Genomic DNA, 24,226 nt, shown 5'->3' with positions numbered 1-24,226 from the left:
ATGAAATGCAGATTATAGCAAAATTAAACTAATTTTCACAAATTTTTTTAAATTTTAAAAGTGCGGAATTTTGAAATTTGGCTGGTGCGAAATTTCACAAATTTCGCACCGATGAAGCTTACGAAGCTATTTTTTACCTTTTTTGGCTTGTTCGTATAGTGGCATGACGACCGGGATTGTTTTTTCTAGGTTTTTGATACGGGTTTCATCGCCTGGGTGAGTTGAGAAAAACTCAGGCGTTTTGCTACCACTTTCTAGTTTCGCCATTTTGCGCCATACATTTGGGGCTTCGTTTGGATTGTATCCAGCGCGCGCCATAAGCTCTAAGCCCATGATATCGGCCTCTGTTTCGTGTGAGCGAGAAAACGGCAGACTAAATCCATACTGCCCTAAAATTGCTAATCCAGTCGCGCCCAAATCCCCTAGCCCAGCGGCTTGCGCACCGATTGAAATGCCTAGATTTTTTATAGACTCTGTGCTGGCTCGCTCTCGTGAGTGTTCGCGAAGAGCATGAGCGATCTCGTGTCCTACGACAGCTGCTAACTCGCCGTCAGTTAGGCTAAGCTTATTGATAATGCCTGTATAAACGGCAATGCGACCCCCTGGCATGCACCACGCATTTACGGTCGGATCTTCGATGACATTTACCTGCCAGTTCCAGTTTCGCGCATCTGCTCTAAAAACGCCTACTTGGTTAATCAATCTATTTGAGATTGTTTTGACCCTTTTGGTTTGTTTGGCGTTGGTGTTTAGCTTTTTTTGGCTTTTTGCTTGGCTGATTACTTGTGTGTATGAGCTTGCCGCTGCCTTGTCAAGCTCAGCTTCACTGACTGTGAGAAGCTGGGTGCGATTTACTCCCACAGCGCCACCTTGGGTCGTGCTAGCACAACCGCCCAAAAAAATCGTGGCGAAAATCGCCAAAATTAAGGAAAGTTTTTTCATCTTTTCTCCTTTTGAAATTTGAAAATTTAAATCTGCCAAATTTTAGCCAAAATTTTTAAAATTTCATTATAATTGAGTAAAAAAGGAAAATTTATGAAAAAAAATCTACTAGTTTTTATCCTCGCTCTGCTCGTTGGTTTGGGCGTTGGTGTGTATATGATGGGCGGGACTAACACTCACGGGGACGGCGGAAATGGCGAATTTAGCGCAGGCGAGCATTATTTGGTTTTGGATAAGCCACTAAGTGTGGATAAGGGCAGTTTCGTGGCAATTTCGAGCTATGCTTGTCCGTTTTGCTATAAATATTATCAAAATGTCCTGCCTGAAATTTTAGGCGAAATCCGTGCTACTTACGAGCCGTTTCACATGCACGCTATGGGCGAATTTGGCGTGAGTGTGAGTAAAATTTTGGCTGTGGCGAGAGTTTTGGATAAAAGAGAAAATATCGTCCCAAACTCGCCAAATTCGAAATTTAAGAAAATTTTATTTGCATATTTTGAGAGTTATCACGACAAAAAAGAGCGTCCTAGCGCGGAAGCAGACGAGATGAAATTTTTGCAAACGGGCTTTGAAGCAGGCGGTATTACGCGCGAAATTTACGAGAGCGAATTGCAAAATAGCGAAGTTTTGGATTTGCTTGGGCTTTGGGACGAGGGCTATGATGTCGCACTTATTCAGGGCGTGCCAGCCTTCGTGGTGGGTGGTAAATACCTCATAAAAACCGAAAAAATCGCCTCCACAGCCGAATTTGCGAAATTAATTGATTATTTGGCGAGCAAAAATGAGTAGAGTGCTGTTTAAAATTTGCGCGTGGCAAAACAGCGCGAAGCCTTGGATTTATCTGATTTTTGTCTGCGCGCTTTTAATCATTATCGCGCACTATTTTTTCCAAGAATACCTATTTATGGCGCCTTGCGAGCAGTGTGTGTATATCAGGCTGGCGTTTTTTGTGATATTTTTCGGAGCGATTTTAGGCACGATTTGCGGGGGAAATTTGCTGCTTAAATTTTGCGCTTATGGCGTGTGCTTTGTGGGCGCAATTTATGGAATTGCCCGCTCAATCCACCTATACAAGGTGCATAGCGCGATTTTGGATAAACTGCCTTTTGGCGTGCATGGTTGCTCGTTTAAGCCAAATTTCCCGCTAAATTTGCCCCTTGATGAGTGGTTTGCTAGCTTTTTTAAGCCAACTGGTGATTGTGGCTTAGACGCGCCCATAGTCCCGCTAGGAACGAGCTTAGATCCTATTCAAAGCTTTTTTGTGGATTTGTATTCTAATGGCTGGTATTTGATCCCGGGCGCGAAATTTGGCACAATGGCTGAGTGCATGATTTTAGCCTTTGGCGTGATTTTAGCGGTTTTATTTGTGATGATGAGTGCGCAAATTTACGCTATGTTTTCAAAGAAAATTTAGGGCAAAATTTTAAAATTTTGATGATCTAATTTTTGGATTTTTTTATTTTTGATTAGCTTATTTACAGCCACGGAGACATTTTGGCGTGGGGCTCCGACGAAGCTTGCGATTTCGCTGACACCGCCATTGACATGTGCTATATCGCCGTTTGCGATTTGAAGTAAAAATTTATAAGTTCGAGTTTCGACACTATCAAAAACCAGCTCTTTTATCACATTTTTTTGCATTGTCATATTTTTCAAAAACGAGTTAAAAAGATAAATCGCAAAGTCTTGGTTGAACTCAAACAGATCAATCACGGTGGATAAATTTGCCTCTAAAATTTCAGCGTCTTTTGTGATTTCAAATGACGAAAAGGTATCGACTAGCACGAAAGAACCCGCCCCAAAGTAGCTTAGCACATACTCCCTGCCGCTTTCGTGGTAGGTATTTAGCTTGCCCTCGCCTTTTAGGATTATCATAAAAAGTTTTTTTTGTGCGTAAATCATCGAGCCTTTTTGATAGGAAATGCGTCTGAATTTATCCAAATCCTCTTTGCCGAAAAACGATAACTTCTCGCCCTCAAAAACCCCTGTCGTCCTAGTCCCCATAAAATGCCTTTTTATTTTTATTATCTCACAAAAAGGTTAAGTATCGATAATAAAAACTAAATTTGTCATAAAAATGACAAATTTTTATTTTTGTTTTTTATAAAATTTCGCAAATTTTAAAAAAGGAGAAAATTTGAAAATTCTAAATTTAGCTCTTTGCTTAGGTCTTTTAACCTGCGCCGCAAACGCCCTTAGCGTGGGCGATAGCGCGTATAGCGTAGCTGTTAAAAATATCAGCCTAAGCGCGGATTTAAGCGAAAGTGTTGGAAGATTAATGCCGACAAATGAGATCAAAATCATCGAAGCAGATGATAAAAAGGTCAAATTTAGCCTTGAAGGCTACCAAAGCGCAAAGGCGCAAAATATCATTTATTTTACCCCTAAGGCGAGAATTATCTCGGTTGCTTTTTCAAAACAGGCGAAATTCGACGCTGAGGTTTTGGAGAATTTAGGCGAATACAACAAGGTAAAAATCACAGCCTATACTTCGCCAGACGCGCTAGAAACGGATTTGAAAGCGATTTTTAGCACAGCGAAGAAAAACCACGAAGAAAACTGTGGCACCTGCCACCCGCTTCACAGAGGCGAAACTCAGGTCGCAAATAGATGGCCTGCGCTGATTAAATCAATGCAATCACGCACGCCACTATCGCAAGATGAAATTTGGGTTATCACTCAGTATTTACAAAAACATTCAAAAGACATTAATGTCGATTAAAGGAGAAAAGATGAAAAGACGAAGTTTCTTAAAAGGCAGCGTCGCTCTGGGTGCTGCTAGCGCAATTCCAAATTTTGCCCTTGGGACAGAGGCAAATACCGCTTTGGTTAAAAACGGCGAAGTCATCACGGGAGCACACTGGGGAATTTTAAAAGCTACCGTAAAAGACGGCAAAATCGTAAAATCGGAAGCTTGGAAAAAAACTTCAAGCGTACCAAATCCTTTGCAAACAGCCATGGACGATTTGGTTTATAAAGCAAGAATCAAAGCCCCAATGGTTCGCAAAAGCTACCTTGAAAATCCAGATAGCCCAAAACCAGAGCTTCGCGGTAAGGACGAGTGGGTAGAAGTGCCTTATGAAGAGGCTATCAAACTTGTCGCAAAAGAACTTAAAAAAACACGCGAACAAAAGGGTATGAATAGCATTTGTGCAGGAAGCTACGCTTGGCAAAGCTCAGGCGCACTTGGTATGGCAAGAACGCTTTTGCATAGATTTATGAATATGACAGGTGGTTTTGTGGGCGTTACCGGGGATTTTTCAACCGGAGCTGCGCAAGTGATTTTGCCACATGTCGTGGGTTCTAGCCAAGTTTATGAGCAACAAACCGTTTGGCCTGTGGTTTTAGAAAACTCAAAAGTCGTCGTGCTTTGGGGTATGAATCCAATCGGCACTTTGCGTTTGTCATTTACGGTCTCTGATGAAGGCTCGTTTAAATATTTTGAAAAATTGCGTGATAGCGGTAAAGAAATCATCATCATCGATCCGCTAAAAACAATCACAACTAAATTTTTTGAAGGCAAAGCTACTCATATCAGACCTACTCCAAATACCGATGTTGCGATGATGTTAGCTATGGCAAATCACTTGCTAAAATCAGGCAAATATGATAAAGAATTTTTAAGCACTTACACCGTTGGCTTTGATAAATTTGAGCAGTATTTACTAGGCAAAGAAGACGGCGTAGAAAAAACACCTGAGTGGGCAGAGAAAATTTGCGGAATCGAAGCAAAAGTTATAAAAGAATTAGCTGAAAAATTCTTTGATAATCGCACTATGATTATGGCTGGTTGGGGTATGCAAAGAGCGCACCACGGCGAACAAGTCCATTGGATGATAGTAACTCTTGCTAGTATGCTTGGTCAAATAGGGCTTCCTGGTGGCGGATTTGGTTTTAGTTACCACTATGCAAACGGCGGAACGCCAAGTTGCGTTGGTGGCGTGATTAAAACAATCAACGCAGGAAGCGTAGGCGTTATCAAAGACGGCAAATATATGGGTCCTGCTAACGCTGATGGCGCAAAAGAAAATGCAGCGCAATCTTGGCTATCAAATACTGCTTTGATGTCATATCCTGTCGCTAGAAATGCTGACGCTTTGCTAAATCCGGGTGCCACACTTGATGATAACGGAAATAAAATCACATATCCTGATATGGATTTTATCTACTGGGTCGGCGGAAATCCACTAACTCAACAACAAGATACAAATAAAAATGTCAAAGCTTGGCGAAAACCGCGAACTATCGTCGTAAATGAAATTTACTGGACGCCGACAGCGAAAATGGCTGATATTGTCTTCCCAGTAACTAGCTCGTATGAGAGAAATGACATTTCTATGACAGGGGACTATACAAATATGCATATCGTCCCACAAAAACAGGTTGTAGAAAAACAATTTGGCGCAAAAGATGATTATCAAGTTTTCGTTGATTTGTGTAAAGCTTATGCAGACGGACTTGCAGAAGCCTACACAGAAGGCGGCAAAACCGAAATGGACTGGATAAAAGAGTTTTATGAAACAGCGGCAAATCAAGTAAATGCAAACGAAGCTTTGGGAATAAAAATGCCAAGCTTTGAAGAGTGGTGGAACAAAAACGAACCGACTGAATTTTTCCCTACAATGGAAAGCGAAAGCTATGTAACTTTTGCAGATTTTAGAGAAGATCCGATTTTAAATGCACTTGGCACACCAAGCGGACTAATCGAAATTTACTCTGAAACAATCGAAAAAATGGGCTATGATGACTGCAAGGCTCACCCGACATGGTTTGAGCCAATCGAGTGGCTAGGTATGAAGGATAAACCAGCCAGATTCCACATGATAAGCCCACACCCAAATGATCGCTTACACTCACAACAAAACCAAACTAAGCTAAGAGATAGCTATGCTGTGGCGGGAAGAGAGCCGATTTTCATCAACGAAGAAGATGCAAAAGAGCTAGGTATAAAGGGCGGCGATTTGGTAAGAGTTTTCAACGCTAGGGGTCAAATTTTAGCAGGTGCAGTTGTAAATGATGATACTCCAAGAAATGTCGTAAAACTTTGCGAAGGTGCTTGGTATGATCCAAACGAAAACGGACTTTGCAAAAACGGCTCGGCAAATGTGCTTACTATCGATATTCCGACAAGCAAACTAGCCAACGGAAATATCTCTCACACTTGCCTTGTAAATATCGAGCCTTACAAACCAAAAGACGGCGAAGACATCACGCTAACTGCGTTTATGCCGCCAAAAGGTGCGAAATAAGCAAAATTTGGCTAGGATTTCCTAGCCAAATTTTAAAATTCTACAAAATTTTGCAAATTTCAAAATTCCGCTATCGCAAATTTGAAATACTGCCCCGAAATTTTGCTTTTTAAAATCCAACGAAATTTCTACGAATTCCTCAATTTACAAAGTTACTTCGCAAGCTTATAATAAATCAATACAAAATTTTGCACCATATAATCAAAATTTCAACCCATTTTAAGGGGGGGGGGGGGGGTAGAATAAAACTTTATTTTTTTTCAAGGAGAAAATTATGGATGAAGAGCTACACTTAGGCTGCCCATTTTGTGGCAAGGACGACATCAAATACGGAGTATCAGTTTGCAGTGGTTGCCAAGCTGAGATTAGATATGGTGTATCGTGGGCTCCAACTTTAATTTTGGGTGTAATATTGCTTATCGTAGGTATTGCTATCGATAGCGCTATTGGTGCCCTTGTTTGTATCGGTGGCTTGGTCGGTATCGTCATAGGTGCATATAGATTTTTACAAAATTTAAGCTATAAAAAGGGTCCTAAATTTTTCAGACGAGAATTTCGTTAATTCTATTGTTTATTTGTAGGTATCCAAACCTACAAATAATCGTTGCCCACCCTAAATTAAAATTTTGCCCATATCTTAAAATTTGAAATTTCAGACGCAGTATCTACAAAGTAAAATTTAACGAGAGTAAAATTTAAAGAAAAGCAAAATTTGGAAAAATCCAAATTTTGCTAGGAATTTAAAAGGATTACGGAACGAAAATATTCCCGCCGGCGCGTGGATTTAGCGGATCGTCGCCGTATTTGTTAGCTCCGTCGGTGCCCTTTAAAATCGTAGAGATAAAAATATAAATTATAAGCCCCACAGCAACAAATAAAAACAGCATAGCTAAAATTTTAATTCCATCAGCAAACATTATCCCAAGCACGCAAAAAAGAAAAATTGCGCCAAAATACCACCCGCTGATATCTCTATCGTGCAGTCTTCTCCACAAAACCGCAAATGATGGCACAAGCAAGCCCAGAGCAACCACGCTAGCTACGATACCGATGACTTGTGGGGTGCCGTTTTTGTCAAAGCCCAAAACGATATTTGTGCCAAGCACGGCGTCGATTACGGCAGTGGCGATATTGACCAAAACGCTAAAAAGGTAAAACCACCAATATTCGCTTCTGCTAGCCCTGCCAGAAAATGTGGCGTATTTTTGTTTGAGGCAAACGCTAATCGCCTCGCCAAAACTCATCATTTTTTCTCCTTATGATTCGATTTTGTTAAATTCGCTAATGTGAAATTTAAAATTCGAAAAATAATAGTTGTTTTTCGAAATTTCGAAATTTCGGCTATCTTTGGCACAAGCAATGATAAAAAGCGAATTTATAATCGAGCAAATTTGCACCGCGATTATCGCTAAAATCGGATTAAAATAGACTAAAACTAGCCCAATCACGCACGAGAGCGCATATACAAAAAACGCCTTAACGAAAATTTCGCACCCGCTTGTCTGGAAAAGCTCTTTGTAAATCAGAAGCGCAAAGCATGCGCCAAGCCCCGTAAATACTGCGCCGAAAACAAATACAACCATGCTTTTATCCCCAAACATCATCATCAAAAACGGGATTAGCGCAAGGCCGTCAAATACGACAAAAAGGGTTAAATTTCGCAAAAGCGTCTTTGAGCAAATTGTGCTAGCGATGAAATACGCGCTCATTGCTAAGCACACTTGCCCCGCTGTTGAGGCGAGTTCGGCGCCGTTAATCTTGGTGCCAAAAATGTTTAAAACTGCCATTAAAATCAAAAGTCCGCACCCAATGTAAGCTAGCTGTCTAGCCGAGGCTAAATTTGCGCTTTTTTCTTCGAAATTTAGGCTTTGGCTCGGATTTTCGCTGATACTTTCGCCATGATTTTCGATTTCGCACCCTGCGCTTAAATTTGCGCCATTAACCATTTTTTCTAAATTAAAAAAATCATAAATAATCCACGCCAAATAGGCTAAATTTGGCAGCGCAAAGACCATAATCGGTTTTATTAAATTTTCCCTAGCCCTAAGTGTATCTTGGTCGTCAAATTCGAGGCTCGGCCTTATTGAGCGCAAAATTTCGAGCGCGCTATCGTTTGATATCAAAGCATACGCCACCAAAAAGCAGACAAAGATGATAAACCCAAATCCGCCAAGAAGCTGGAAAATCGCGCTTACATTTCTTTTCAGATAAAATCTGTGCGCGCTAAAAACCCCTAGCGTCAAATATAGCGTGTATGCGGTGTTGAGGTGAAATTTAGGCGCGTTTTGCGGGAGGGTTTGCATGGATTTCCTTTTTTTAAATTTGGGCGAAATTATAGCCAAATTTTAAAATTTTGCGCCAAAAAATAATCTGTTAAATTTTATGAGATAAAATGTGTTTTATTTTTACAAGGAGAAAAAATGCAAGTAAAATTTTTAGGAAACCCCGTAAATTTGGGCGGAAATGAAGTAAAAGTCGGCGAGGCTGCGCCAGAAGTCGTAGTCGCTGGGAAAGATTTAGAAGATATCGTAATCGGCAAAAGCGAGAAAAAGCAAATCATTGTAGCCGTTCCGTCGTTAGATACGCCAGTTTGCGCTAGCGAGGCTCGCAAATTCAACGAAAAAGCAGCAAGCTTGCCAAACACCGAAGTAATCGTGGTTTCAATGGATTTGCCGTTTGCGATGGGCAGATTTTGCACGACAGAGGGTATCGAAAACTTGCGCACAGCAAGCGATTTTAGAGCGAAAAAATTCGCCAAAAGCTATGGAATTTTAATCGAAGATAGCGCGCTAGCTGGGCTAAATGCAAGAGCGGTTTTCGTCATCAGCGGTGGCGTAATCGCATACAAAGACATCATGGCTGAAATCACCGAAGAGCCGAACTACGAAGCAGTTTTAGAGGCTGCAAAAAACGCATAAATTTTTAGCTTCCCCCTTAAAAATACAGCGAAATTCCGCAAATTTTGCGGAATTTCTAATTTAGATTTAAAATTTCCTTCGCTCTTGTTTTTTTGTATAAAATTGACTTCAAATTCTGCATTTCACGCTCGTTTAAAGGGCTAGCGTCAAGCAGTTTGGCGCAGTTTTTTTGACTAGGATTTTCGCAAAATTTAGGCGCGAAAAGCTCGCTAATACCGCCGTGAGTTTCTCCGCTTTGGAGCGGATTTTCGTGGCAGGCTTCGCAGGATTTGCCGATTTTTTGCACGCTATGAGGCGAAAACGGCTTCCAAACCTCGAATTTCTCGCCACTCTCGCCAAATTTAGCCACGCTAGCATTTTCATCTTTTATGCCAAGATTATAGCCAAACACAGGACGCGCAAGGGCGATTTTGCCGTTATTTTTGCGCACTAAAAGGACATTTTCGAAGCGTTCTAAACTAAACGCGCTATGCCAAATTCCGGGTTTTTTCTCGCCCCCAAGCGTGCGCGAAAACGGCGTAGGGCGCGTATTTTGGCGCAGGGCGCGTGCGTTAAATCGCTTGGTGCTCGCATCAAATTCGATTAAATTTTGCCAGTTTTCGTAATCTTTGCTAAAATCAAGCATAGCATTTAGCTCGTAAAAACTCCCGCCCCATGCGCTGTGGCAGGTGGCGCACTCCAAATTTTGGTGGAATTTGTGCGATGAGTTTTGCGCCGTTTGCAAGGCGGTTTCGTGGCAGGCTTCACAGCTTTTGGTTTCGCTCATTTTGTGGCAATCCGCGCACACTAGCCCCGCGCTAAAATGTGCGTCAGGGCGCAAATTTGCGTATGTCACGCCGTGTCTTAGCCCTGGGAAATTTCCATTTTTTTGCAACGGCGTGCGGTAGTCTTTGTGCGTATTTTGTGGGAAAAGCCCCATAAAATCGGCGCCGATGAAGTATTTGTTGTGGCAAGAGGCGCAAACTTCATTGTCCGCGCGCGAGAGCGTGTGAGTGCGCGAGTGTGGGCGCGCACTAGTATTTGTGTCGCTGCCGCTGTATTGCGCGCTGGGTGCGTAGCTAGCGTGGCATGCCATGCAACCCTTTCCGTGAGCCGAAAATAGGGAACTCTCACCATTATCATAGGCGTGGCATTTTAGGCATTTGCGCTCCACGAAGTCCGCCACGACGCGCTCTTTCTCGTTTAAATTTGGCAAATTTTGGCTTAAAAAATCTTGCAAACTAAGATTTAAATCCATGTTAAATGCGCTAAAAATCGTTTTTATCTCGTTTTTGTGTGTGAAGTGGTTGCTTTTTTCAAATTCGCTGATTTGCTTCGCGTGACAGATGCCGCAAAACTCGCCATAATGCGCGGGGCTTGCTGGGTGAGCGATGATATTTTCGTGCGAAAATCCGCCAAATTTGGCTAAGCTTTGCGGGAAATCTGAGGGTGAAATTTTGCTTTTATGACAACTTTCGCATGAAAAATTGTGATTTTGCGCGTCAAATTTTTCGATTTTATGGCAGTTTTCGCAGGATAAATTTTGGGCAAAAGCGAAATTTAAAAACGCAAAAAATATCAAATTTATCACTCTAAACATTTCGTCCCCCCTGCCCTAAATTTCGCTTTTGAGGCGTTAAAATCGGCATAAATTTTATCATCGTAGCGATCGTGGCAGATAGCGCAGGCATAGGCGTCAAGGACTTTTTTCATTTGAGCTAAGCTTAGCGTGGAATCGTTTTTAGAAATGATTTGATTTTGCGCTCCTTTTGGGCTAGCAAAGGCGTCAAGGGCGAAATTTAACTCGCCAAAATTTGCCAAATTTGGGCTAAACGAAATCTCGCCGTTTTTATAGCCCAAAACACCGCGTCCAAGACCAAGCGAAGATGGCGAGAAGTGGCAAGCGGCGCAGGTTTTGGCTTCCCCAACGCTGTGTTGCGCCCAGCTAGCTAGGCTAAGGGCGTCAAAATGCTTCGTGGCGCCATTTTCGTAGATACTAGCCACGACCTGACAGCCTGGGGCTAGGTTTGCGATTTTGCCGTCATTTCTCACGCCCAAAGCGGGGTCTTCGAAGCGCAAAAAACTGCGCATTTCGCTCCACGCACCCTCGCTGTATTCGCCCTTTTGCCACTCAAACTGCTTTGCGCCCGCAAATCTTTGTTCGTGGCAACCAAAACAGCTTGCCACACTTTTTTCGTGGCAGGCTTGGCAGGATAAATTTGCGTGCAAAGGTTCGTGTGCTGGGTGTTTTAGCGCTGAAATTTCAAATTTTGCTCCGTCTTTTTTGCGCGTAAGGACTGCTTTTTCGCCCACTTTGGCGACATTGTAAAGTGGGAAATTTCCCTTTTTTGTGTAGGCGATGAGCGCGCTATCTGGGATATTTGGGTTAGTTTTGGCTAAATTTCGCGCCGTCTCGTTTGGCGTGGCAAAATTTGGCGCGTGGCAGTCCTCGCATGCGATAATCACGGCTCCCCTCATATTTGCGTGGTTTTTCTTATCGCCCATTACCCCAAGACTAGTGTGGCAATCCACGCACTCTAACCCTGCTCTTTCGTAGTGAATATCGGCGCGCAAATCGTGGAAATGGCGCCCGTCAGAGAGTGTATGGCTCTGCTCGAAAGGCGCTTTGCTTCCCTCACTTTCGAATTTTCCATAATACGCAAAACCAATGCGAGCCGAGCGGTTGTGGCAGGCTAGGCAGTTTTGGCTAGGGATTGCGGTGGAAAATCGCGTGTGGGTTTTGGGTGCAAATTTGGGCGCAGTATTTGGGGAAGTTGCGTGCGCGCTGGAATTTACGCTGGAATTTGCGCTTAAATTTGGCGCAGATTTTGCATTTTTGCTAGCAAAAAACGGCGAGAGCAAGAAATTTTCATCTAAATTCGAAGCCTTATGACACGCCCCACACCCGCCACCTTTGGCGATATTTTGATTTATAAAAACCTCTTTTTCTTGCGAGATATGGCAACTAGCGCAGGCTTTGGCGTAATGGTCCTTGGCGAATTTTTCGATTTGCTCTGCGCTAAAATCAGAGCTCGCGCCCTGCTTCGCCCACTCACCTAGCAAATTTTGCTTGATTGGATTTTGGGTTTGCATTGGCGTGGTTGCAACGCGAGCGATTTGATCCTTGTGACAGCGCACACAACGGCTTTTGGCGTTTTCTAGTGTGGCTGGATTGGGGATTAGGGCGATGTGAGCGAGCGATTTTTCGCTAGCAATCTCGTTGCCCCCATGGCAGCTCTGACAGGCAACCTCATCGTGTGAGGGGCTTAGTGAGCCGTAATTTTCGTGGCAAGCGGTGCATGAGTTTATCTGCGAAAATGCGCTTACGCAAAAAAACAAAATAGCAAAATTTGCGAAAATTTTAAAATTTAGCCCTTTTAAAATTTCGCAAATTCTTCTCACTAGCAACCCTCAAACTGCGCTGGTGCGCCACCGGCTTTTGGTGCGGCGGCTTCGCTTTCATCGGCTTTGGCGCCAAATTCATCAATCATGCCTTCATCGGCTAGGCGTTGGATGACATCATCATAGCTTTCCCACGCTTTTTTGTTGTAAGCGTCTGCTTGAATCGCCTTTTTTGCGTATGCCCTAGCAAGTGTGAGATTGTTTTTTGCCACAGCTTCGCGTGAGAGATTTACAAAATGTTCCGCCTGCGCTTTTGAAGTATTGTAGCTTTGCAAATTCTCCGCAAAGCCAAAACTGCAAAGTAAAACCATGCTTAAAATTATCTTTTTCATCATTTTCTCCTATGAATTTATCGTTACATAATAAACATTTGGTTCAAGTCCGTCGCTCTCTTTTAGGCGAGTAATGGAGGTCGCGCGCGCCAAAATTTGCGAAACATCGCTATTTGGGTCATTTAAATCGCCAAAATTTCGCGATTTTCCCACGCAGGTAGTTACGCAAGCCGGAAGCAAACCTTTATCCACTCTTGGGGCGCAAAATGTGCATTTATCGACGCTTTGTTTGTGTTCGTCGTAATATCTGGCATTATACGGACAGGCTACCATACAGGCTTTGCAACCTATACAAAGGGAGGGATCGACGATGACGATGCCATCTTTTTCACGCTTGAAACTAGCTTCTGTCGGGCAAACAGCCACGCACGGGGAATTTTCGCAGTGGTTACAAAGCACAGGCAAGAAATTTAAAATCGGATTTCCTGCGTTGTCTTCGTTTTCGACTTCAAAAACCCTTGTGCGATACGCTTCTTTGAAAAGCGGCACTTCCCACTCGGTTTTACACGCTACATAACACGCATCACACCCGATACAGCGATCACCGATAATCACCATAGCTAGGTTTTTTTCTTTTTTGTGATTTTTATTTATTAGTGAGTTCATCTTACGCCCTTTCAAGTCTAACAAAGCCGTTGTTTAAGCCGCTACAACCACTTACTGGGTCAATGTCATTACTACAAAAATAAACATCGCTAATGCCTTTATCAAAGCCGCTCTTCCACTCTTTGCTAACATGCCCAAAGCCGTGGTGGATAAAGACATTTCCAGCCGTTATTCGCTTTGTGATTTTTATATTTTGTGGTTTTGACTTTAAGCCTGTTTTGGAATTTATCATTACCACTTTATCGCCTGTTTTTAAACCTAAATTTGCCGCGTCATCAGGATTTATCCAAATCGGGCTATCATCTTCAAGTTCGAGTAAGAGCTTGTTATTTTGGCTTCTTGCATGTGAGTGAGCAGGACCCCTGCCAAATAAAAGTCTAAATTCGCCTTCTTTTGGCTGTGGCGGTGCTACCCAAGTAGGCAGTGGCGCACAGACATCGCCGTATTCTTCATACATTTTTTCCATATCAGGGTTGTAGAGATGAATTTTGCCCGTGCTAGTAGGAAAGCTTAGTGGCTTACTGCTACTTTGCGGATACGCATCGGCTAAATAATCGCACAAAATGCCGTCTTTTTCAAATTTTTCTTTATCTTCGGGGCTGAGTGAATTTACGAAATTATTTATCGCATCGCTTGGCGAAATGGTAAAATACTCGTCCATATCAAAGCGTTTGCAAATCCCACGCACTATGTCAAAAACATGCTTGGTATCGTGTAATGGCTTAATCGCTGCCTTTCTTACAGCCACAAACGGCACATCGTATTTTTGGATATATGGTCCGTCGTCTTTTTCTAAATATGTGCTTTCAGGCAAAACTATATCACAATACGCGCAAAAATCGTTCATCTGCGTATCAATTGCCATTAAAAAATCTAGCTTTTCGATCGATTTCATGACGCCGTTTGCTTCGACTGCCGTATGTCCTAGCGGATTTGTATCGTAGGTCAGCCACGCTTTTATCGGATATGGCTGTTCGCTTAAAGTCGCACGATAAATTTCACCGCTTAATCCTAAATTTGGCGGATTAAACGGCCACCTTGTGCCAACTCCATCAGCTCTTGGCTCTTTTACGGCTGGGGCTTCATCATCTTTTGGGAGCTTAGCTAAATTTATACTTTGATTTACCCAAGTTCCGCCCTTTACGCCGTAATTTCCCATAATCGCATTTAAAATCGCAATCGCTCTTGCTGTTTGCGTGTCGTTTGCGTATCTTGAAAATCTACGCGGTGCAATAGCTAGGACATGCGGAGCAAATTTGGCAAATTCCCACGCTACTTCTTCAATAGTTTCAGCCTTTATACCGCAAACTTCTTCTGCCCATTTTGGGGTGTATTGTTTGACATGACGGGCTAGTTTGTCAAAGCCGTAGCAGTATTTATTGATAAATTCCATATTTGCTAGATTATCTCTAATTATGACATGGATTAGCGCTAGTGCGAGTGCCATATCACACCCCGGTTTTATGCGAAGCCATTTGTGCGCTCTAATCGCACTTTCGCTCTGGCGTGGATCTACATAGACGAGTTTTGCGCCGTTTGCCAAGCCCTCCATAAAATCTCTTGCTTCTCTAACCTGAATCGCTCCTGCCATATTTCTGCCAAATAAAATCATATATTTGGTGTTTGCCATGTCGTAGTTTTCATGTCCGCCGATACCGCCACCGCCAAATGTCAAAGACCAGCCAATCGCTCTACTGCCACGACACTCTGAAAATGAAGCGTAGCTTACATTTGGAGTGCCAAGTAGGCTAGCAAATTTGTGAAAATAAGAAGAACAGCTTCCGTGAGCGAAAGCTGCAATGCTTTTTGCACCGTATTTGTCGATGATTTTTTCTAAATTTTCATGCACGAAGTCAAATGCTTCGTCCCAGCTGACCTTTTTCCATTTGCCTTCGCCCCGTTTGCCGACTCTAATCATCGGGTATTTTAAGCGATCTGGATCGTAAGTAGAATAAACCCCCGCATTTCCCTTAGCGCAAATCGTGCCGTAATTGTATGGATTTAGCTTGTTTCCTTCGATTTTGTGAATTTTGCCGTCCCTTGTAAAAACATTTACGCCACAATTCCAAAAACACATTTCGCAGTAATTTGGAGTTTTTACGCCCTCGTCGTATTCTAATAAATTTGAAAGCTCGGGCGAATTTTTATGAGTTTTGGCTAGAAGTGGATTTGGAAGCCCTGTGATACCTGCCGTGCTGGCAACTGCGACACTAGAAGCCATTTTTAGGAAATTTCGTCTTGTTATTTTAAGCTCTCTCATTTTTCACTCTCCAAATTTAAAAATGTTTTTCCAAGTGCGTAAATAAAGAGCATTACGCCAATGCTCGAGATAAAAATCGTGATTTCTGCCACGCTTGGGCAGTATGAGCCAAACTCTATCTTGCCTAAAAATTCGCTCTCGACTTTTACAAGCTGACCGCCCACAATGCCGTCAAACCTAGCAAAAAATACGCCGATAATGGCTAAAATTCCAGCCAAAAATGAAATTTTTAAATTTTGAAATTTAGATAAAATAAGCAAAATCATCGGAAGCAAAATTCCAACTAAAATTTCGAAAAAATAGAAATTAAACGACAAATTTCCGTTTGTAAAAACTTCGAAATTTTTGGCTAGATAGCTTCCGCTTCCATACGATGAAATCACAATGCCCCAAAAATTTATAAATAAAACAGCCAAAAGTAGCAAAAACATAAAAATATTCAAATTTCGCAAAATTCGCTCATTTAGGGCTTTTTTGCTTAAATTTACAAAGGCAAAAATCACGCTTATGCCACAAATCAAAGCTCCTAAAATAAATGAAATGGTAAAGCTTGGCGTATGCCAGATTGGTCTAGCTGAATTTACGGCAAAGACCATTGAAAGTGTGCTAAATGCTACAATTCCCATTATAAATGCGACAATTCCTGCGTAAAACGAAGCTTTTTCGCTGTTTTTTAGCATTAAAATTAGCTCGATTATTAAAAGCGGAGTTTCGATTAAATAAAAAGTGCTCATCCACCAAATCGGGCTTTCTACCGCGAAATTAAAGTAATAACGCACGAAGCGCAAAACTTGCAGTTTAAACGGGCTTCCAAGCTCCCAAAAAATCAGCCAAAATGCCGCTAAAAGCGCAGAAATAGCTAAAAGCTGTAAATGGCGTGAAATTTTAGAAAATGCGTGAAATCCAAAGAGATGATCAGCCGTAGCAATCGTGGCAACTCCTACGCTAATGCCCACAAAAAAGGCATATCCCATAAGCAAAAGCCCAAGCGGAACCTCGCGACTGACATTGTAGCTGGCCTCTTGGCCATTTAAAAACACGCTACAAATCCCCACGAGCCCCACTGCGCACAGCGCAAGCGATAGAAAAAGAAGCCCAAATTTCGGGGTTTTGGCGACTTTTGTCATCTTTGCTCCTTTAAATTTGATATTAAAAATTTGGCAAAATTTAAAATAAACTCAAATTCTTTTAAATTTTCAAAATTTGCTAAATTTTTACTCAAAGGTTCTAAAAAGTCCAAAAATTTAGTAAATTTCAAAAATTTCTCCCACTCGCCCTGCTCTGCTAAAATCGCGCAAAATGCGAGTAAATTTGAGGCGTGGTCGCAGTTTTTTTCCACCACAAAACCACAAAATTCGTAAAATTTGCAAATTTCATTGTAACTCTCGCCAAACATTTTTTTATCTAACCAAACCCCAGCTAGAAGCGAAGTGCCGAATTTGGCTGAGTTTAAATCAAAATAAAAAATGTAATTGCTGATAATTTCGTCTAAATTTGGCGTTTTTAAATCGTTAAATTTGAAATTTGAAAATTTATTGAAGCGTTCGGCGAATTCGCCGTTTGCAAATTCGCCAAGCGCGCAGTATTTCTCGCGCCAACCCTCCGCTGGAAAGGCGAGCAGATCGGCGCATAAGTCTAGGCAATCAATCGAAATTTGATTATTTTTCATCGCCTTTTAGCACTTTTCTTTTTGGCAAGTTCGAATACTCGACCATGCTTGCTTCGTAGTTTTTGACTTTGTCATTTCCCATGATGTATTTTGTCGCAAACCAGCCACCACTTGCGTGCCAGCCTGTGTTGCAATACCAAATTTGTGGTGCGTTTGGATCTAGACCAGCTGTTTTAAATAGCTCGCCAACAGCTTCTTTGTCAGTGTTGATATAAAAAACGCCGTCGTTTTCTTTGGCAAGTTTGCCGATAAAGATATTTCCATCAACGCCCTCTAAGTGTCCTGCTTTGGCTGCTTTTGGGTGAGCTTTTTCGCCAGAGTATTGAGCTTCGATTCTGCCGTCAATTAGCGCTACGCTGTTTGTAACCACAGCCTCGTCGATATCGTAAGCAGTCGCAACGATATCTTTGTTAAATTTAGTGATTTTAAAATCGCTTTTTTCTGGTGTGGCGGCCTCTGTGCTTAGCTCGCCACCAGCTTTTTTCCAAGCGTCAATTCCGCCGTTTAAAATCGCTGTGTTTGTAAGGCCGTAGTATTCAGATACGAATAGAGCCAAAGTTGAAAGCGTATAATCAGGAGCAGCTTTTGCGTCGTTGTAGAAAACTACTGCGCTAGTATCTTTGATACCGCTTTTTTGAAATAATCTCTCAACTGTTGTCGGAGAAGCGATAAATCCTGGCATTTCGCCTCTTGCCTCTCTGAAATCAGCCTCTTTCCAAGCAACTGCACCTTTGATATGGCCTGCGCCATATCCTTCGCCTTCTTGAAGGTCGATTAAAACTAGGTCTTTATCAGCCAAATTTGCTTTTAGCCACTCGACATCTACGACCTTGTTTTGTGGTAAATCTAGGGCAAATGCGCATGTGCAAGCAGCCGCTAGTAATGATGAAGTAAGTAATTTCATGATATCTCCTTAAAAATGAAATTGTTGCAAAAAAAAATTGTAACAAAATTTAGTAATATTAAATTAAAAATTTATCGAAATTTTATAAGTTAGATTAAATTTTTCCGTGATTTTGTCACAAAAAATGTGAAAAATTTAGAAGTATTAAATTTTTATTTACTTTTGTGTTAATAATTTATTTTGCAGAATTTGGATAAAATCGACAGCTTTTTACTTTAATTATTAAAATTTAATAACCGAGGTTTGTATGAAGAAAATTTTCTCACTAATTGCGACGCTAGCACTGCTTAGCGGATGTTCGTATTTCGAAAAAAAAGAAGAGGGCGCAGGAGAGGGTGCCAAGGGCGCTGGCGGTATGCCACCGCTTCAAGTAGCTGTTTTTAAGGCCCAAAAATCCGATGTTCCAATCGCACTGAAATTTAACGGCGAAACCGCGAGCGATTTAGATGTAACGCTAAAATCGCAGGTTTCTGGCACGATAGAAAAACAGCTTTTCACCCCTGGTGTGCGCGTAGAAAAGGGTGAGGGGCTCTATGAAATCGACAAATCTCGCTACCAAGCGATTTTTAATAGCGCGAAAGCTAGCTTAAACAACGCCAGCGCAGATTACGAGCGCGCTAGGAAATTAAAGGCAAGCAATACCATTTCAGCGCGCGAATTTGACGGCGCAAAATCAGCTTACGAAGTGGCTAAGGCAAATTTCGAAAGTGCGAAAATCGACCTTGATAATGCCCTTGTCAAAGCTCCGTTTGACGGCATTGTAGGCGATACGCAAAAAGATACTGGCTCGTTTGTAGGCGTAGGCGAAAATCTAGTCAGGCTTACAAAACTAAATCCAATTTATGTGAAATTTGGAATTTCTGATACCGATAAGATGAAAATTGATAGAAATTTAGCCAGCAGCGATTGGTATATGAAAAATACAAAGGCTACAATTTCCTTTAATGACAAAATTTATGAAGGAAATGTGGTTTTCATCGATAGCGTCGTAGATAGCGCGACTGCAAGCGTGAGTGCCAAAGCGCAATTTAACAACCTAAATTATGAAATTCAACCAGGAATTTACACTAGAATTTCAGTCGATGGTTTCGTGCAAAAAGATGGCTTCCAAATCCCACAAATCGCAGTTTTGCAAGATTTAAGCAACTCTATCGTTTATGTTGTAGATGCAAACAACACCGTGGCTAAAAAAATCGTAAAAGTTATAGCCCAGGATTCTACGACGATGACCATTTCAGGGGGTTTGAGCGAGGGCGATTTGATTGTTTTGGATAATTTTTCAAAAATTCAAGTCGGCGCCAAGGTGACCCCGCTTCCGCCAGAAACAGACGCGACAAAGGCTAGGTAGGCAAGTATGTTTTCTAAATTTTTTATCAATCGCCCAGTTTTCGCAAGCGTTATTTCGATTATTATCGTTATTGCTGGAACGATTTGTCTATTTATCGCCCCTGTGGAGGAATACCCGCAACTAACCCCGCCTCAAATTTCAGTTACAGCCACATATAGTGGCGCAGACGCGCAGACTATCTCAGATACCGTCGCTTCGCCACTAGAAAACGCAATCAACGGCGTCGATGATATGATTTATATGAGTTCATCATCTAGCTCGTCAGGTAGGGCAAATATCAGCGTGTTTTTTAAAGTCGGCACCGATCCGCAAGAAGCACTCGTAAATGTAAATAATAGAGTAAATCCGGCCCTAACAACGCTTCCAGCCGAAGTGCAAAGAATGGGCGTTAGCGTTACAGAGCGTTCATCATCTATACTTTCTGCGTTTTTCTTTTATGACCCAACAGGTCAAATGAGCCCGCTTGAAATCCAAAACTATGTCAGCATTAATGTCGTCGATGAGCTAAAACGCGTTAGCGGTGTGGGCGACGCACAGGCTCTTGGCACGAAGGATTACTCAATGAGAATTTGGGTAAATCCAGGACTTATGGCCAAACACAATGTCGTATCATCTGACATAATCGCAGCCATTAGAGAGCAAAACAGCCAATACCCAGCCGGAAAGCTAGGCGAGCAACCAAACGATTTGGGTAACCCTTATGTCTATGCAATCCAGCCAGAGGGGCGTTTGAAAACGGTCGAAGAGTTTGAAAATGTAATTATTAGAGCCAGTGATGATGGTAAATTTTTGCGGGTAAAAGATGTCGCTAGGGTCGAGCTTGGGGCTGAGAGCCTTATCATCAATGGTAAATACCAAGGATACGATGCAACGCCAGTTTTCATCTATCAACAAAACGGCGCAAACGCCATTGCTACGCTTGATGCCGTAACTGCGCGTTTGGAGCAGTTAAAGCAAAATTTCCCAGGCGCGCTGACTTATAGCAACGGATACGACACGACAGAATTCGTAAAAGTCTCTATCGAAGAGGTTATTCATACCTTCGTAGAAGCGATGATTTTGGTCGTTTTGGTTATTTATATGTTCTTAGGAAATTTCCGCGCGACGATTATTCCAATGCTAGCGGTGCCAGTATCTATTTGTGGCGCGTTTATCGGAATTTACGCTTTTGGATTTTCGATAAATTTAATTACACTTTTCGCCCTAGTTTTGGCTATCGGTATCGTCGTCGATGACGCTATTATCGTTATCGAAAATGTGGAGAGAATTTTGCATGAAGAGCGAAATTTAAGCGTCAAAGAGGCCACGATTAAGGCAATGGACGAGATTGTAAGTCCGGTAATTTCAATCGTGCTTGTTTTGGCGGCAGTTTTCGTGCCGGTTGCTTTTATGGAGGGCTTTGTCGGCGTTATCCAAAGACAATTCGCACTCACACTCGTTTCATCTGTGGTTTTCTCTGGATTTGTCGCCCTTACCCTAACCCCTGCGTTGTGTGCGCTTTTACTTCGCAAAAAAGAGGCCGAGCCGTTTTGGTTAGTGCGCAAATTTAACGAATTTTTCGATTTTTCAACCCGCCTTTTCTCAGCAGGTGTTGCAAAAATTTTGCGCCATGTGATTTTATCTTTGTGCCTTGTGGGAATTATTATTTTTGTGATGTTAGAGTTATTTAAAATCACTCCTGGCGGACTTGTGCCAGCAGAGGATAAAGGCTATGTAATGGGCTTTTCGACACTTCCGTCGGCCAGACCTTTGGTAGCTACTGAAAAGCACATGGATTTCTTGCGTGGCACACTTTCACAAAATCCAAATGTCGAAGCAATCACCACAATCGCGGGATTTGATATGATGGCAGGTGGTGCTAGGGAAAATTCAGGCGTATTTTTCTCTAAACTCAAACCTTGGGAAGTCCGTCCTGAGGCAAACCAATCAGCCCAATCAATCGCAAACGCGCTAACTGGACAGCTTTTTGTCATGGATAGAAGCGCGATGACCTTTGCCCTAACCCCACCGCCAATCAATGGTCTATCAATGACTGGCGGATTTGAAGTGTATGCAGAAAATACTACGGGCAAAAACTATCAACAAATCGCCGATGATATGGCGCGAATCGTCGCCAAAGCTTCGCAAAATCCAGCTTTGCAAAATGTCCGTTCTACGCTAGATGTAAATTTCCCGCAATACAATCTAAGCCTAGATAAGGAAAAAATCAAAATGCTTGGAATTTCAATCCCTGATATTTTTACGACGATAAATTCGACTATCGGACAATACTACATAAACGATTTTAACCTTTTAGGTAAAACTTACCGCGTCTATATGAGAGCAGAACAGCTCTTCCGCGATACGCCAAATGATTTAAGGACGCTTTATGTGCGCTCAGCTAGTGGAAATTTGGTTTCGCTTGATTCGGTTGTAAATTTAGAACGCGCCAAAGGCCCTGATATCGTCGATCGTTTCAATGGCTTCCCAGCAGCTAGACTTATGGGTGATCCTGCCCCGGGATATACTTCTGGTCAGGCGATTGATGCTATTAGAGATACGATTCTGGGCGAATTCCCTACTGGATACACACTTGGCTGGTCAGGCACGGCTTATCAAGAGGTAAATGCAGCAGGAACTGGCGCAAAGGCCTTTGCGTTTGGACTTTTGTTTGTATTTTTGATTTTGGCGGCGCAGTATGAGAGGTGGCTAATGCCAATGGCGGTTCTTACAGCCGTGCCATTTAGCGTGTTTGGTGCGCTTTTATTCACATGGGCTAGGGGATTAAATAACGATATATATTTTCAAATCGGACTTATTTTGCTTATCGGACTTGCGGCAAAAAATGCGATTTTAATCGTCGAATTTGCTATGCAAGAGTATCAACACGGCGGAAAAAGTATCGCAGAAGCAGCGATTAGTGCTGCAAAAATGCGTTTTAGACCGATTGTTATGACATCTTTGGCTTTTGGTCTTGGTGTTTTGCCTATGGTACTTGCCACAGGAGCAGGTTCTGCTAGCCGTCACGCGCTAGGAACTGGCGTGCTTGGTGGAATTTTGGCTGCTTCGACGATAGCGATTTTCTTCGTGCCACTATTTTTCTACCTTTTGGAGAGCTTTAATGCGTGGCTAGATAAGCGAAAAATAAAATCAGAGGAAAAAGATGAAAACTAAAATTTTACTAGGAATTTTAACTGGCGCGCTGATTAGTGGTTGTAACTTTAAGCCTGATATGCCTACTCGCCATATCGAGTATAGATCTGGATACGAGGCGACAAATGTGAGCCAAATGTGGTGGAAAAGCTACAACGACACCCAGCTAAATGCGCTAATTGATAGTGCTTTGGCGAATAATTCTGATTTAATGCTGGCTTTAAATAATATCGAGCGCGCAAGGCTAAATTTAGGTCTTAGCAAGCTTGAATATTTGCCAAATATCGGAATTTCAGGCTCTGCAATGCGCCAGAATAATTATGCTAATATGCCTGATTCAAATTCTCACGCTTCTTACGCGATTTCAGCGCCACTTAGCTATGAGATTGATTTTTGGGGTAGGGTGAGAAATAGTGTCGGCGCTAGCGCGGCGCAGTATATGGGGACTAAGTATGATTATGAAACAGCCAAAAACACAATCACTAGCGCGGTTGCAAGCTCGTATTTCGCGCTTTTATCCCTAAAAGAGCAAGAAAGAATTCTAACTAAATCGCTTAAAAGCTACGAGCAGACGCAAAATTACCGCAAAAAAGAGCTAGAAGCTGGCGCGATAAATCAAATCACGCTTAGCCAAGCAAGTGCCGCTGTGCAAAACGCCAAAGCGAGCCTAATCGCCGTGCAAAACCAAATTTCTCAGGTGCAAACCTCGCTTGCGATTTTAGCCGGCAAAAGCTATGACGGGGTCGTAAATCCGCAAATCCTCACAGCCGCAAAACTGCCTAATGCCCCACAAATCCCAAGTGGCGTGCCAAGCGATGTTTTGCTTCATCGCCCAGATGTGGCAAAGGCCTTGGAGGATTTACGCGCTAGCAATTTCCTAGTCGGCGTTGCCAAGGCAGGGTATTTCCCGACTATCTCGCTAACTGGGGCGTTTGGCTATGCAAGTAGCGATTTTGATAGGTTGATTAGCTCGACTACTAGCTCATGGAGTATCGGTGGCTCACTCGTGGGACCTTTGCTTGATTTTGGGCGAACTAAAAAGAGGGTTGATATCGCAAATGTCGATCAAAACTCATCTTTTATCGCTTATGATAAGGCGCTAAAAACGGCTCTTGGCGATGTCAAAGACGCCCTAACTACGCTTAAAAATGCAAAAGAACGCAAAAAAGCGATGAGCGATTTGCTAAGCTCTCAACGCAAAATTTACAAAGACGCGACCGAGCTTTACAACGCTGGATATTCTAGTCATTTAGAATTCCTAGACGCGCAACGCAATCTTTTAAACACAGAACTTGCCAAAGTGGGCGCTGATTTAGAAGAGCTAGAAGCTAGCGTAAATGCTTACAAGGCGCTTGGCGGGGGATTTAGCATAAGCGATGAGGAGCTAAAAGAGATTTTAGGAGCTGATGCCGATACTGCGCCTGATATGTCTGCTGTGCCGATAGATAGGATATTTAGGTGAAATTTGCGGAATTTTAAAATTCC

At 42.4% G+C, this 24,226-nt stretch carries 21 protein-coding genes; 9 read left to right on the top strand and 12 right to left on the bottom strand.

The window, feature by feature from the left end; translation table 11 throughout:
- Nucleotides 1-126: 126 nt before the first annotated feature.
- Entirely contained in the window at nucleotides 127-942 is an 816-nt protein-coding gene (locus OFN98_RS06160) for a M48 family metallopeptidase (RefSeq protein WP_270874407.1), read from the bottom strand.
- A gap of 93 nt (nucleotides 943-1,035) precedes the next feature.
- On the opposite strand from OFN98_RS06160, the gene OFN98_RS06155 reads away from it, so the two are divergent.
- Entirely contained in the window at nucleotides 1,036-1,731 is a 696-nt protein-coding gene (locus OFN98_RS06155; protein WP_270871313.1) for a thiol:disulfide interchange protein, read from the top strand.
- Entirely contained in the window at nucleotides 1,724-2,356 is a 633-nt protein-coding gene (dsbI, locus tag OFN98_RS06150) for a protein-disulfide oxidoreductase DsbI (protein ID WP_270874406.1), read from the top strand. Before OFN98_RS06155 ends, dsbI begins: the two co-directional genes overlap by 8 nt.
- Here the strand turns inward: dsbI and OFN98_RS06145 are convergent.
- Nucleotides 2,353-2,946 carry a Crp/Fnr family transcriptional regulator gene (locus OFN98_RS06145; protein ID WP_270871315.1) on the bottom strand — a complete coding sequence of 198 codons (594 nt, stop codon included), beginning with the start codon at nucleotides 2,944-2,946 and terminating at the stop codon, nucleotides 2,353-2,355. The two genes, dsbI and OFN98_RS06145, sit on opposite strands and share 4 nt — an antisense overlap.
- A 133-nt stretch (nucleotides 2,947-3,079) precedes the next feature.
- On the opposite strand from OFN98_RS06145, the gene OFN98_RS06140 reads away from it, so the two are divergent.
- From OFN98_RS06140 to OFN98_RS06130, 3 genes are all read left to right on the top strand, one after another.
- Complete coding sequence (locus OFN98_RS06140) at nucleotides 3,080-3,664, top strand: cytochrome C (RefSeq protein ID WP_270874405.1); 585 nt, start codon at nucleotides 3,080-3,082, stop codon at nucleotides 3,662-3,664.
- A 10-nt stretch (nucleotides 3,665-3,674) separates the two neighbouring features.
- Nucleotides 3,675-6,191, top strand: coding sequence for a molybdopterin guanine dinucleotide-containing S/N-oxide reductase (locus tag OFN98_RS06135; RefSeq protein ID WP_270874404.1), 2,517 nt, complete (start codon nucleotides 3,675-3,677; stop codon nucleotides 6,189-6,191).
- Between the two features lie 274 nt (nucleotides 6,192-6,465).
- Complete coding sequence (locus OFN98_RS06130) at nucleotides 6,466-6,753, top strand: hypothetical protein (protein WP_270874403.1); 288 nt, start codon at nucleotides 6,466-6,468, stop codon at nucleotides 6,751-6,753.
- Between the two features lie 187 nt (nucleotides 6,754-6,940).
- Here the strand turns inward: OFN98_RS06130 and OFN98_RS06125 are convergent, their stop codons facing one another.
- Together OFN98_RS06125 and OFN98_RS06120 are read right to left on the bottom strand one after the other, a co-directional pair.
- A complete protein-coding gene (locus OFN98_RS06125; protein WP_270874402.1) occupies nucleotides 6,941-7,438 on the bottom strand; it encodes a DUF805 domain-containing protein in 498 nt (165 codons plus the stop codon).
- Nucleotides 7,439-7,447: 9 nt separating this feature from the next.
- On the bottom strand, nucleotides 7,448-8,494 hold the full coding sequence (locus OFN98_RS06120) for a TM2 domain-containing protein (RefSeq protein ID WP_270874401.1): 1,047 nt from the start codon (nucleotides 8,492-8,494) through the stop codon (nucleotides 7,448-7,450).
- Nucleotides 8,495-8,611: 117 nt separating this feature from the next.
- Here OFN98_RS06120 and tpx point away from each other — a divergent pair, with 117 nt between their 5' ends.
- Complete coding sequence (gene tpx / locus OFN98_RS06115; protein WP_270862651.1) at nucleotides 8,612-9,109, top strand: thiol peroxidase; 498 nt, start codon at nucleotides 8,612-8,614, stop codon at nucleotides 9,107-9,109.
- 55 nt (nucleotides 9,110-9,164) lie between these two features.
- Here tpx and OFN98_RS06110 read toward each other — a convergent pair whose 3' ends face one another.
- From OFN98_RS06110 to OFN98_RS06075, 8 genes are read right to left on the bottom strand one after another with little or no spacing between them, the layout of a single operon-like run.
- On the bottom strand, nucleotides 9,165-10,688 hold the full coding sequence (locus OFN98_RS06110; RefSeq protein WP_270874400.1) for a hypothetical protein: 1,524 nt from the start codon (nucleotides 10,686-10,688) through the stop codon (nucleotides 9,165-9,167).
- On the bottom strand, nucleotides 10,676-12,490 hold the full coding sequence (locus OFN98_RS06105; RefSeq protein ID WP_270874399.1) for a hypothetical protein: 1,815 nt from the start codon (nucleotides 12,488-12,490) through the stop codon (nucleotides 10,676-10,678). The genes OFN98_RS06110 and OFN98_RS06105 overlap by 13 nt, the downstream gene beginning before the upstream one ends.
- Entirely contained in the window at nucleotides 12,490-12,822 is a 333-nt protein-coding gene (locus tag OFN98_RS06100; protein ID WP_270874398.1) for a hypothetical protein, read from the bottom strand. The genes OFN98_RS06105 and OFN98_RS06100 overlap by 1 nt, the downstream gene beginning before the upstream one ends.
- A gap of 9 nt (nucleotides 12,823-12,831) precedes the next feature.
- Nucleotides 12,832-13,428 (bottom strand): 4Fe-4S dicluster domain-containing protein, encoded by a 597-nt coding sequence (locus OFN98_RS06095; RefSeq protein ID WP_270871322.1) that lies wholly within the window; start codon nucleotides 13,426-13,428, stop codon nucleotides 12,832-12,834.
- A 1-nt stretch (nucleotide 13,429) separates the two neighbouring features.
- Nucleotides 13,430-15,688, bottom strand: a complete 2,259-nt coding sequence (locus OFN98_RS06090; protein ID WP_270876638.1) for a molybdopterin-containing oxidoreductase family protein — start codon at nucleotides 15,686-15,688, stop codon at nucleotides 13,430-13,432.
- A complete protein-coding gene (nrfD, locus tag OFN98_RS06085) occupies nucleotides 15,685-16,815 on the bottom strand; it encodes an NrfD/PsrC family molybdoenzyme membrane anchor subunit (protein WP_270876637.1) in 1,131 nt (376 codons plus the stop codon). Before nrfD ends, OFN98_RS06090 begins: the two co-directional genes overlap by 4 nt.
- Entirely contained in the window at nucleotides 16,812-17,357 is a 546-nt protein-coding gene (locus tag OFN98_RS06080) for a molecular chaperone TorD family protein (protein ID WP_270876636.1), read from the bottom strand. Before OFN98_RS06080 ends, nrfD begins: the two co-directional genes overlap by 4 nt.
- The gene (locus tag OFN98_RS06075) at nucleotides 17,347-18,261 is read right to left on the bottom strand and encodes a sulfurtransferase (RefSeq protein WP_270862659.1); all 915 of its coding nucleotides are present in this window, start codon (nucleotides 18,259-18,261) and stop codon (nucleotides 17,347-17,349) included. Before OFN98_RS06075 ends, OFN98_RS06080 begins: the two co-directional genes overlap by 11 nt.
- Before the next feature lie 247 nt (nucleotides 18,262-18,508).
- On the opposite strand from OFN98_RS06075, the gene OFN98_RS06070 reads away from it, so the two are divergent.
- From OFN98_RS06070 to OFN98_RS06060, 3 genes are read left to right on the top strand one after another with little or no spacing between them, the layout of a single operon-like run.
- A complete protein-coding gene (locus OFN98_RS06070; protein WP_270874395.1) occupies nucleotides 18,509-19,609 on the top strand; it encodes an efflux RND transporter periplasmic adaptor subunit in 1,101 nt (366 codons plus the stop codon).
- 6 nt (nucleotides 19,610-19,615) lie between these two features.
- A complete protein-coding gene (locus OFN98_RS06065) occupies nucleotides 19,616-22,762 on the top strand; it encodes an efflux RND transporter permease subunit (protein WP_270858617.1) in 3,147 nt (1,048 codons plus the stop codon).
- Nucleotides 22,752-24,203: an efflux transporter outer membrane subunit gene (locus OFN98_RS06060; protein WP_270874394.1), complete on the top strand. Its 1,452-nt coding sequence runs from the start codon at nucleotides 22,752-22,754 to the stop codon at nucleotides 24,201-24,203. The genes OFN98_RS06065 and OFN98_RS06060 overlap by 11 nt, the downstream gene beginning before the upstream one ends.
- Nucleotides 24,204-24,226 lie beyond the last annotated feature (23 nt).

Origin of the sequence: Campylobacter sp. JMF_15 NE4, assembly GCF_027737645.1 — a bacterium.
In the GTDB taxonomy this organism is placed as follows: Bacteria; Campylobacterota; Campylobacteria; order Campylobacterales; family Campylobacteraceae; genus Campylobacter_B.
The sequence above is the reverse complement of the archived record's forward strand: the minus strand, read 5'-3'. Positions and strand labels throughout refer to the sequence as shown.

Bases quoted from the DNA above. Each gene is read 5' to 3' on its own strand.
- OFN98_RS06075 (WP_270862659.1), bottom strand. From the start codon at position 18,261: ATGAAATTACTTACTTCATCATTACTAGCGGCTGCTTGCACATGCGCA.
- OFN98_RS06120 (WP_270874401.1), bottom strand. From the start codon at position 8,494: ATGCAAACCCTCCCGCAAAACGCGCCTAAATTTCACCTCAACACCGCA.
- OFN98_RS06095 (WP_270871322.1), bottom strand. From the start codon at position 13,428: ATGAACTCACTAATAAATAAAAATCACAAAAAAGAAAAAAACCTAGCT.
- OFN98_RS06065 (WP_270858617.1), top strand. From the start codon at position 19,616: ATGTTTTCTAAATTTTTTATCAATCGCCCAGTTTTCGCAAGCGTTATT.
- tpx (WP_270862651.1), top strand. From the start codon at position 8,612: ATGCAAGTAAAATTTTTAGGAAACCCCGTAAATTTGGGCGGAAATGAA.
- OFN98_RS06110 (WP_270874400.1), bottom strand. From the start codon at position 10,688: ATGTTTAGAGTGATAAATTTGATATTTTTTGCGTTTTTAAATTTCGCT.
- OFN98_RS06145 (WP_270871315.1), bottom strand. From the start codon at position 2,946: ATGGGGACTAGGACGACAGGGGTTTTTGAGGGCGAGAAGTTATCGTTT.
- OFN98_RS06070 (WP_270874395.1), top strand. From the start codon at position 18,509: ATGAAGAAAATTTTCTCACTAATTGCGACGCTAGCACTGCTTAGCGGA.
- dsbI (WP_270874406.1), top strand. From the start codon at position 1,724: ATGAGTAGAGTGCTGTTTAAAATTTGCGCGTGGCAAAACAGCGCGAAG.
- OFN98_RS06130 (WP_270874403.1), top strand. From the start codon at position 6,466: ATGGATGAAGAGCTACACTTAGGCTGCCCATTTTGTGGCAAGGACGAC.
- nrfD (WP_270876637.1), bottom strand. From the start codon at position 16,815: ATGACAAAAGTCGCCAAAACCCCGAAATTTGGGCTTCTTTTTCTATCG.
- OFN98_RS06100 (WP_270874398.1), bottom strand. From the start codon at position 12,822: ATGAAAAAGATAATTTTAAGCATGGTTTTACTTTGCAGTTTTGGCTTT.
- OFN98_RS06090 (WP_270876638.1), bottom strand. From the start codon at position 15,688: ATGAGAGAGCTTAAAATAACAAGACGAAATTTCCTAAAAATGGCTTCT.
- OFN98_RS06160 (WP_270874407.1), bottom strand. From the start codon at position 942: ATGAAAAAACTTTCCTTAATTTTGGCGATTTTCGCCACGATTTTTTTG.
- OFN98_RS06135 (WP_270874404.1), top strand. From the start codon at position 3,675: ATGAAAAGACGAAGTTTCTTAAAAGGCAGCGTCGCTCTGGGTGCTGCT.
- OFN98_RS06080 (WP_270876636.1), bottom strand. From the start codon at position 17,357: ATGAAAAATAATCAAATTTCGATTGATTGCCTAGACTTATGCGCCGAT.
- OFN98_RS06125 (WP_270874402.1), bottom strand. From the start codon at position 7,438: ATGATGAGTTTTGGCGAGGCGATTAGCGTTTGCCTCAAACAAAAATAC.
- OFN98_RS06155 (WP_270871313.1), top strand. From the start codon at position 1,036: ATGAAAAAAAATCTACTAGTTTTTATCCTCGCTCTGCTCGTTGGTTTG.
- OFN98_RS06060 (WP_270874394.1), top strand. From the start codon at position 22,752: ATGAAAACTAAAATTTTACTAGGAATTTTAACTGGCGCGCTGATTAGT.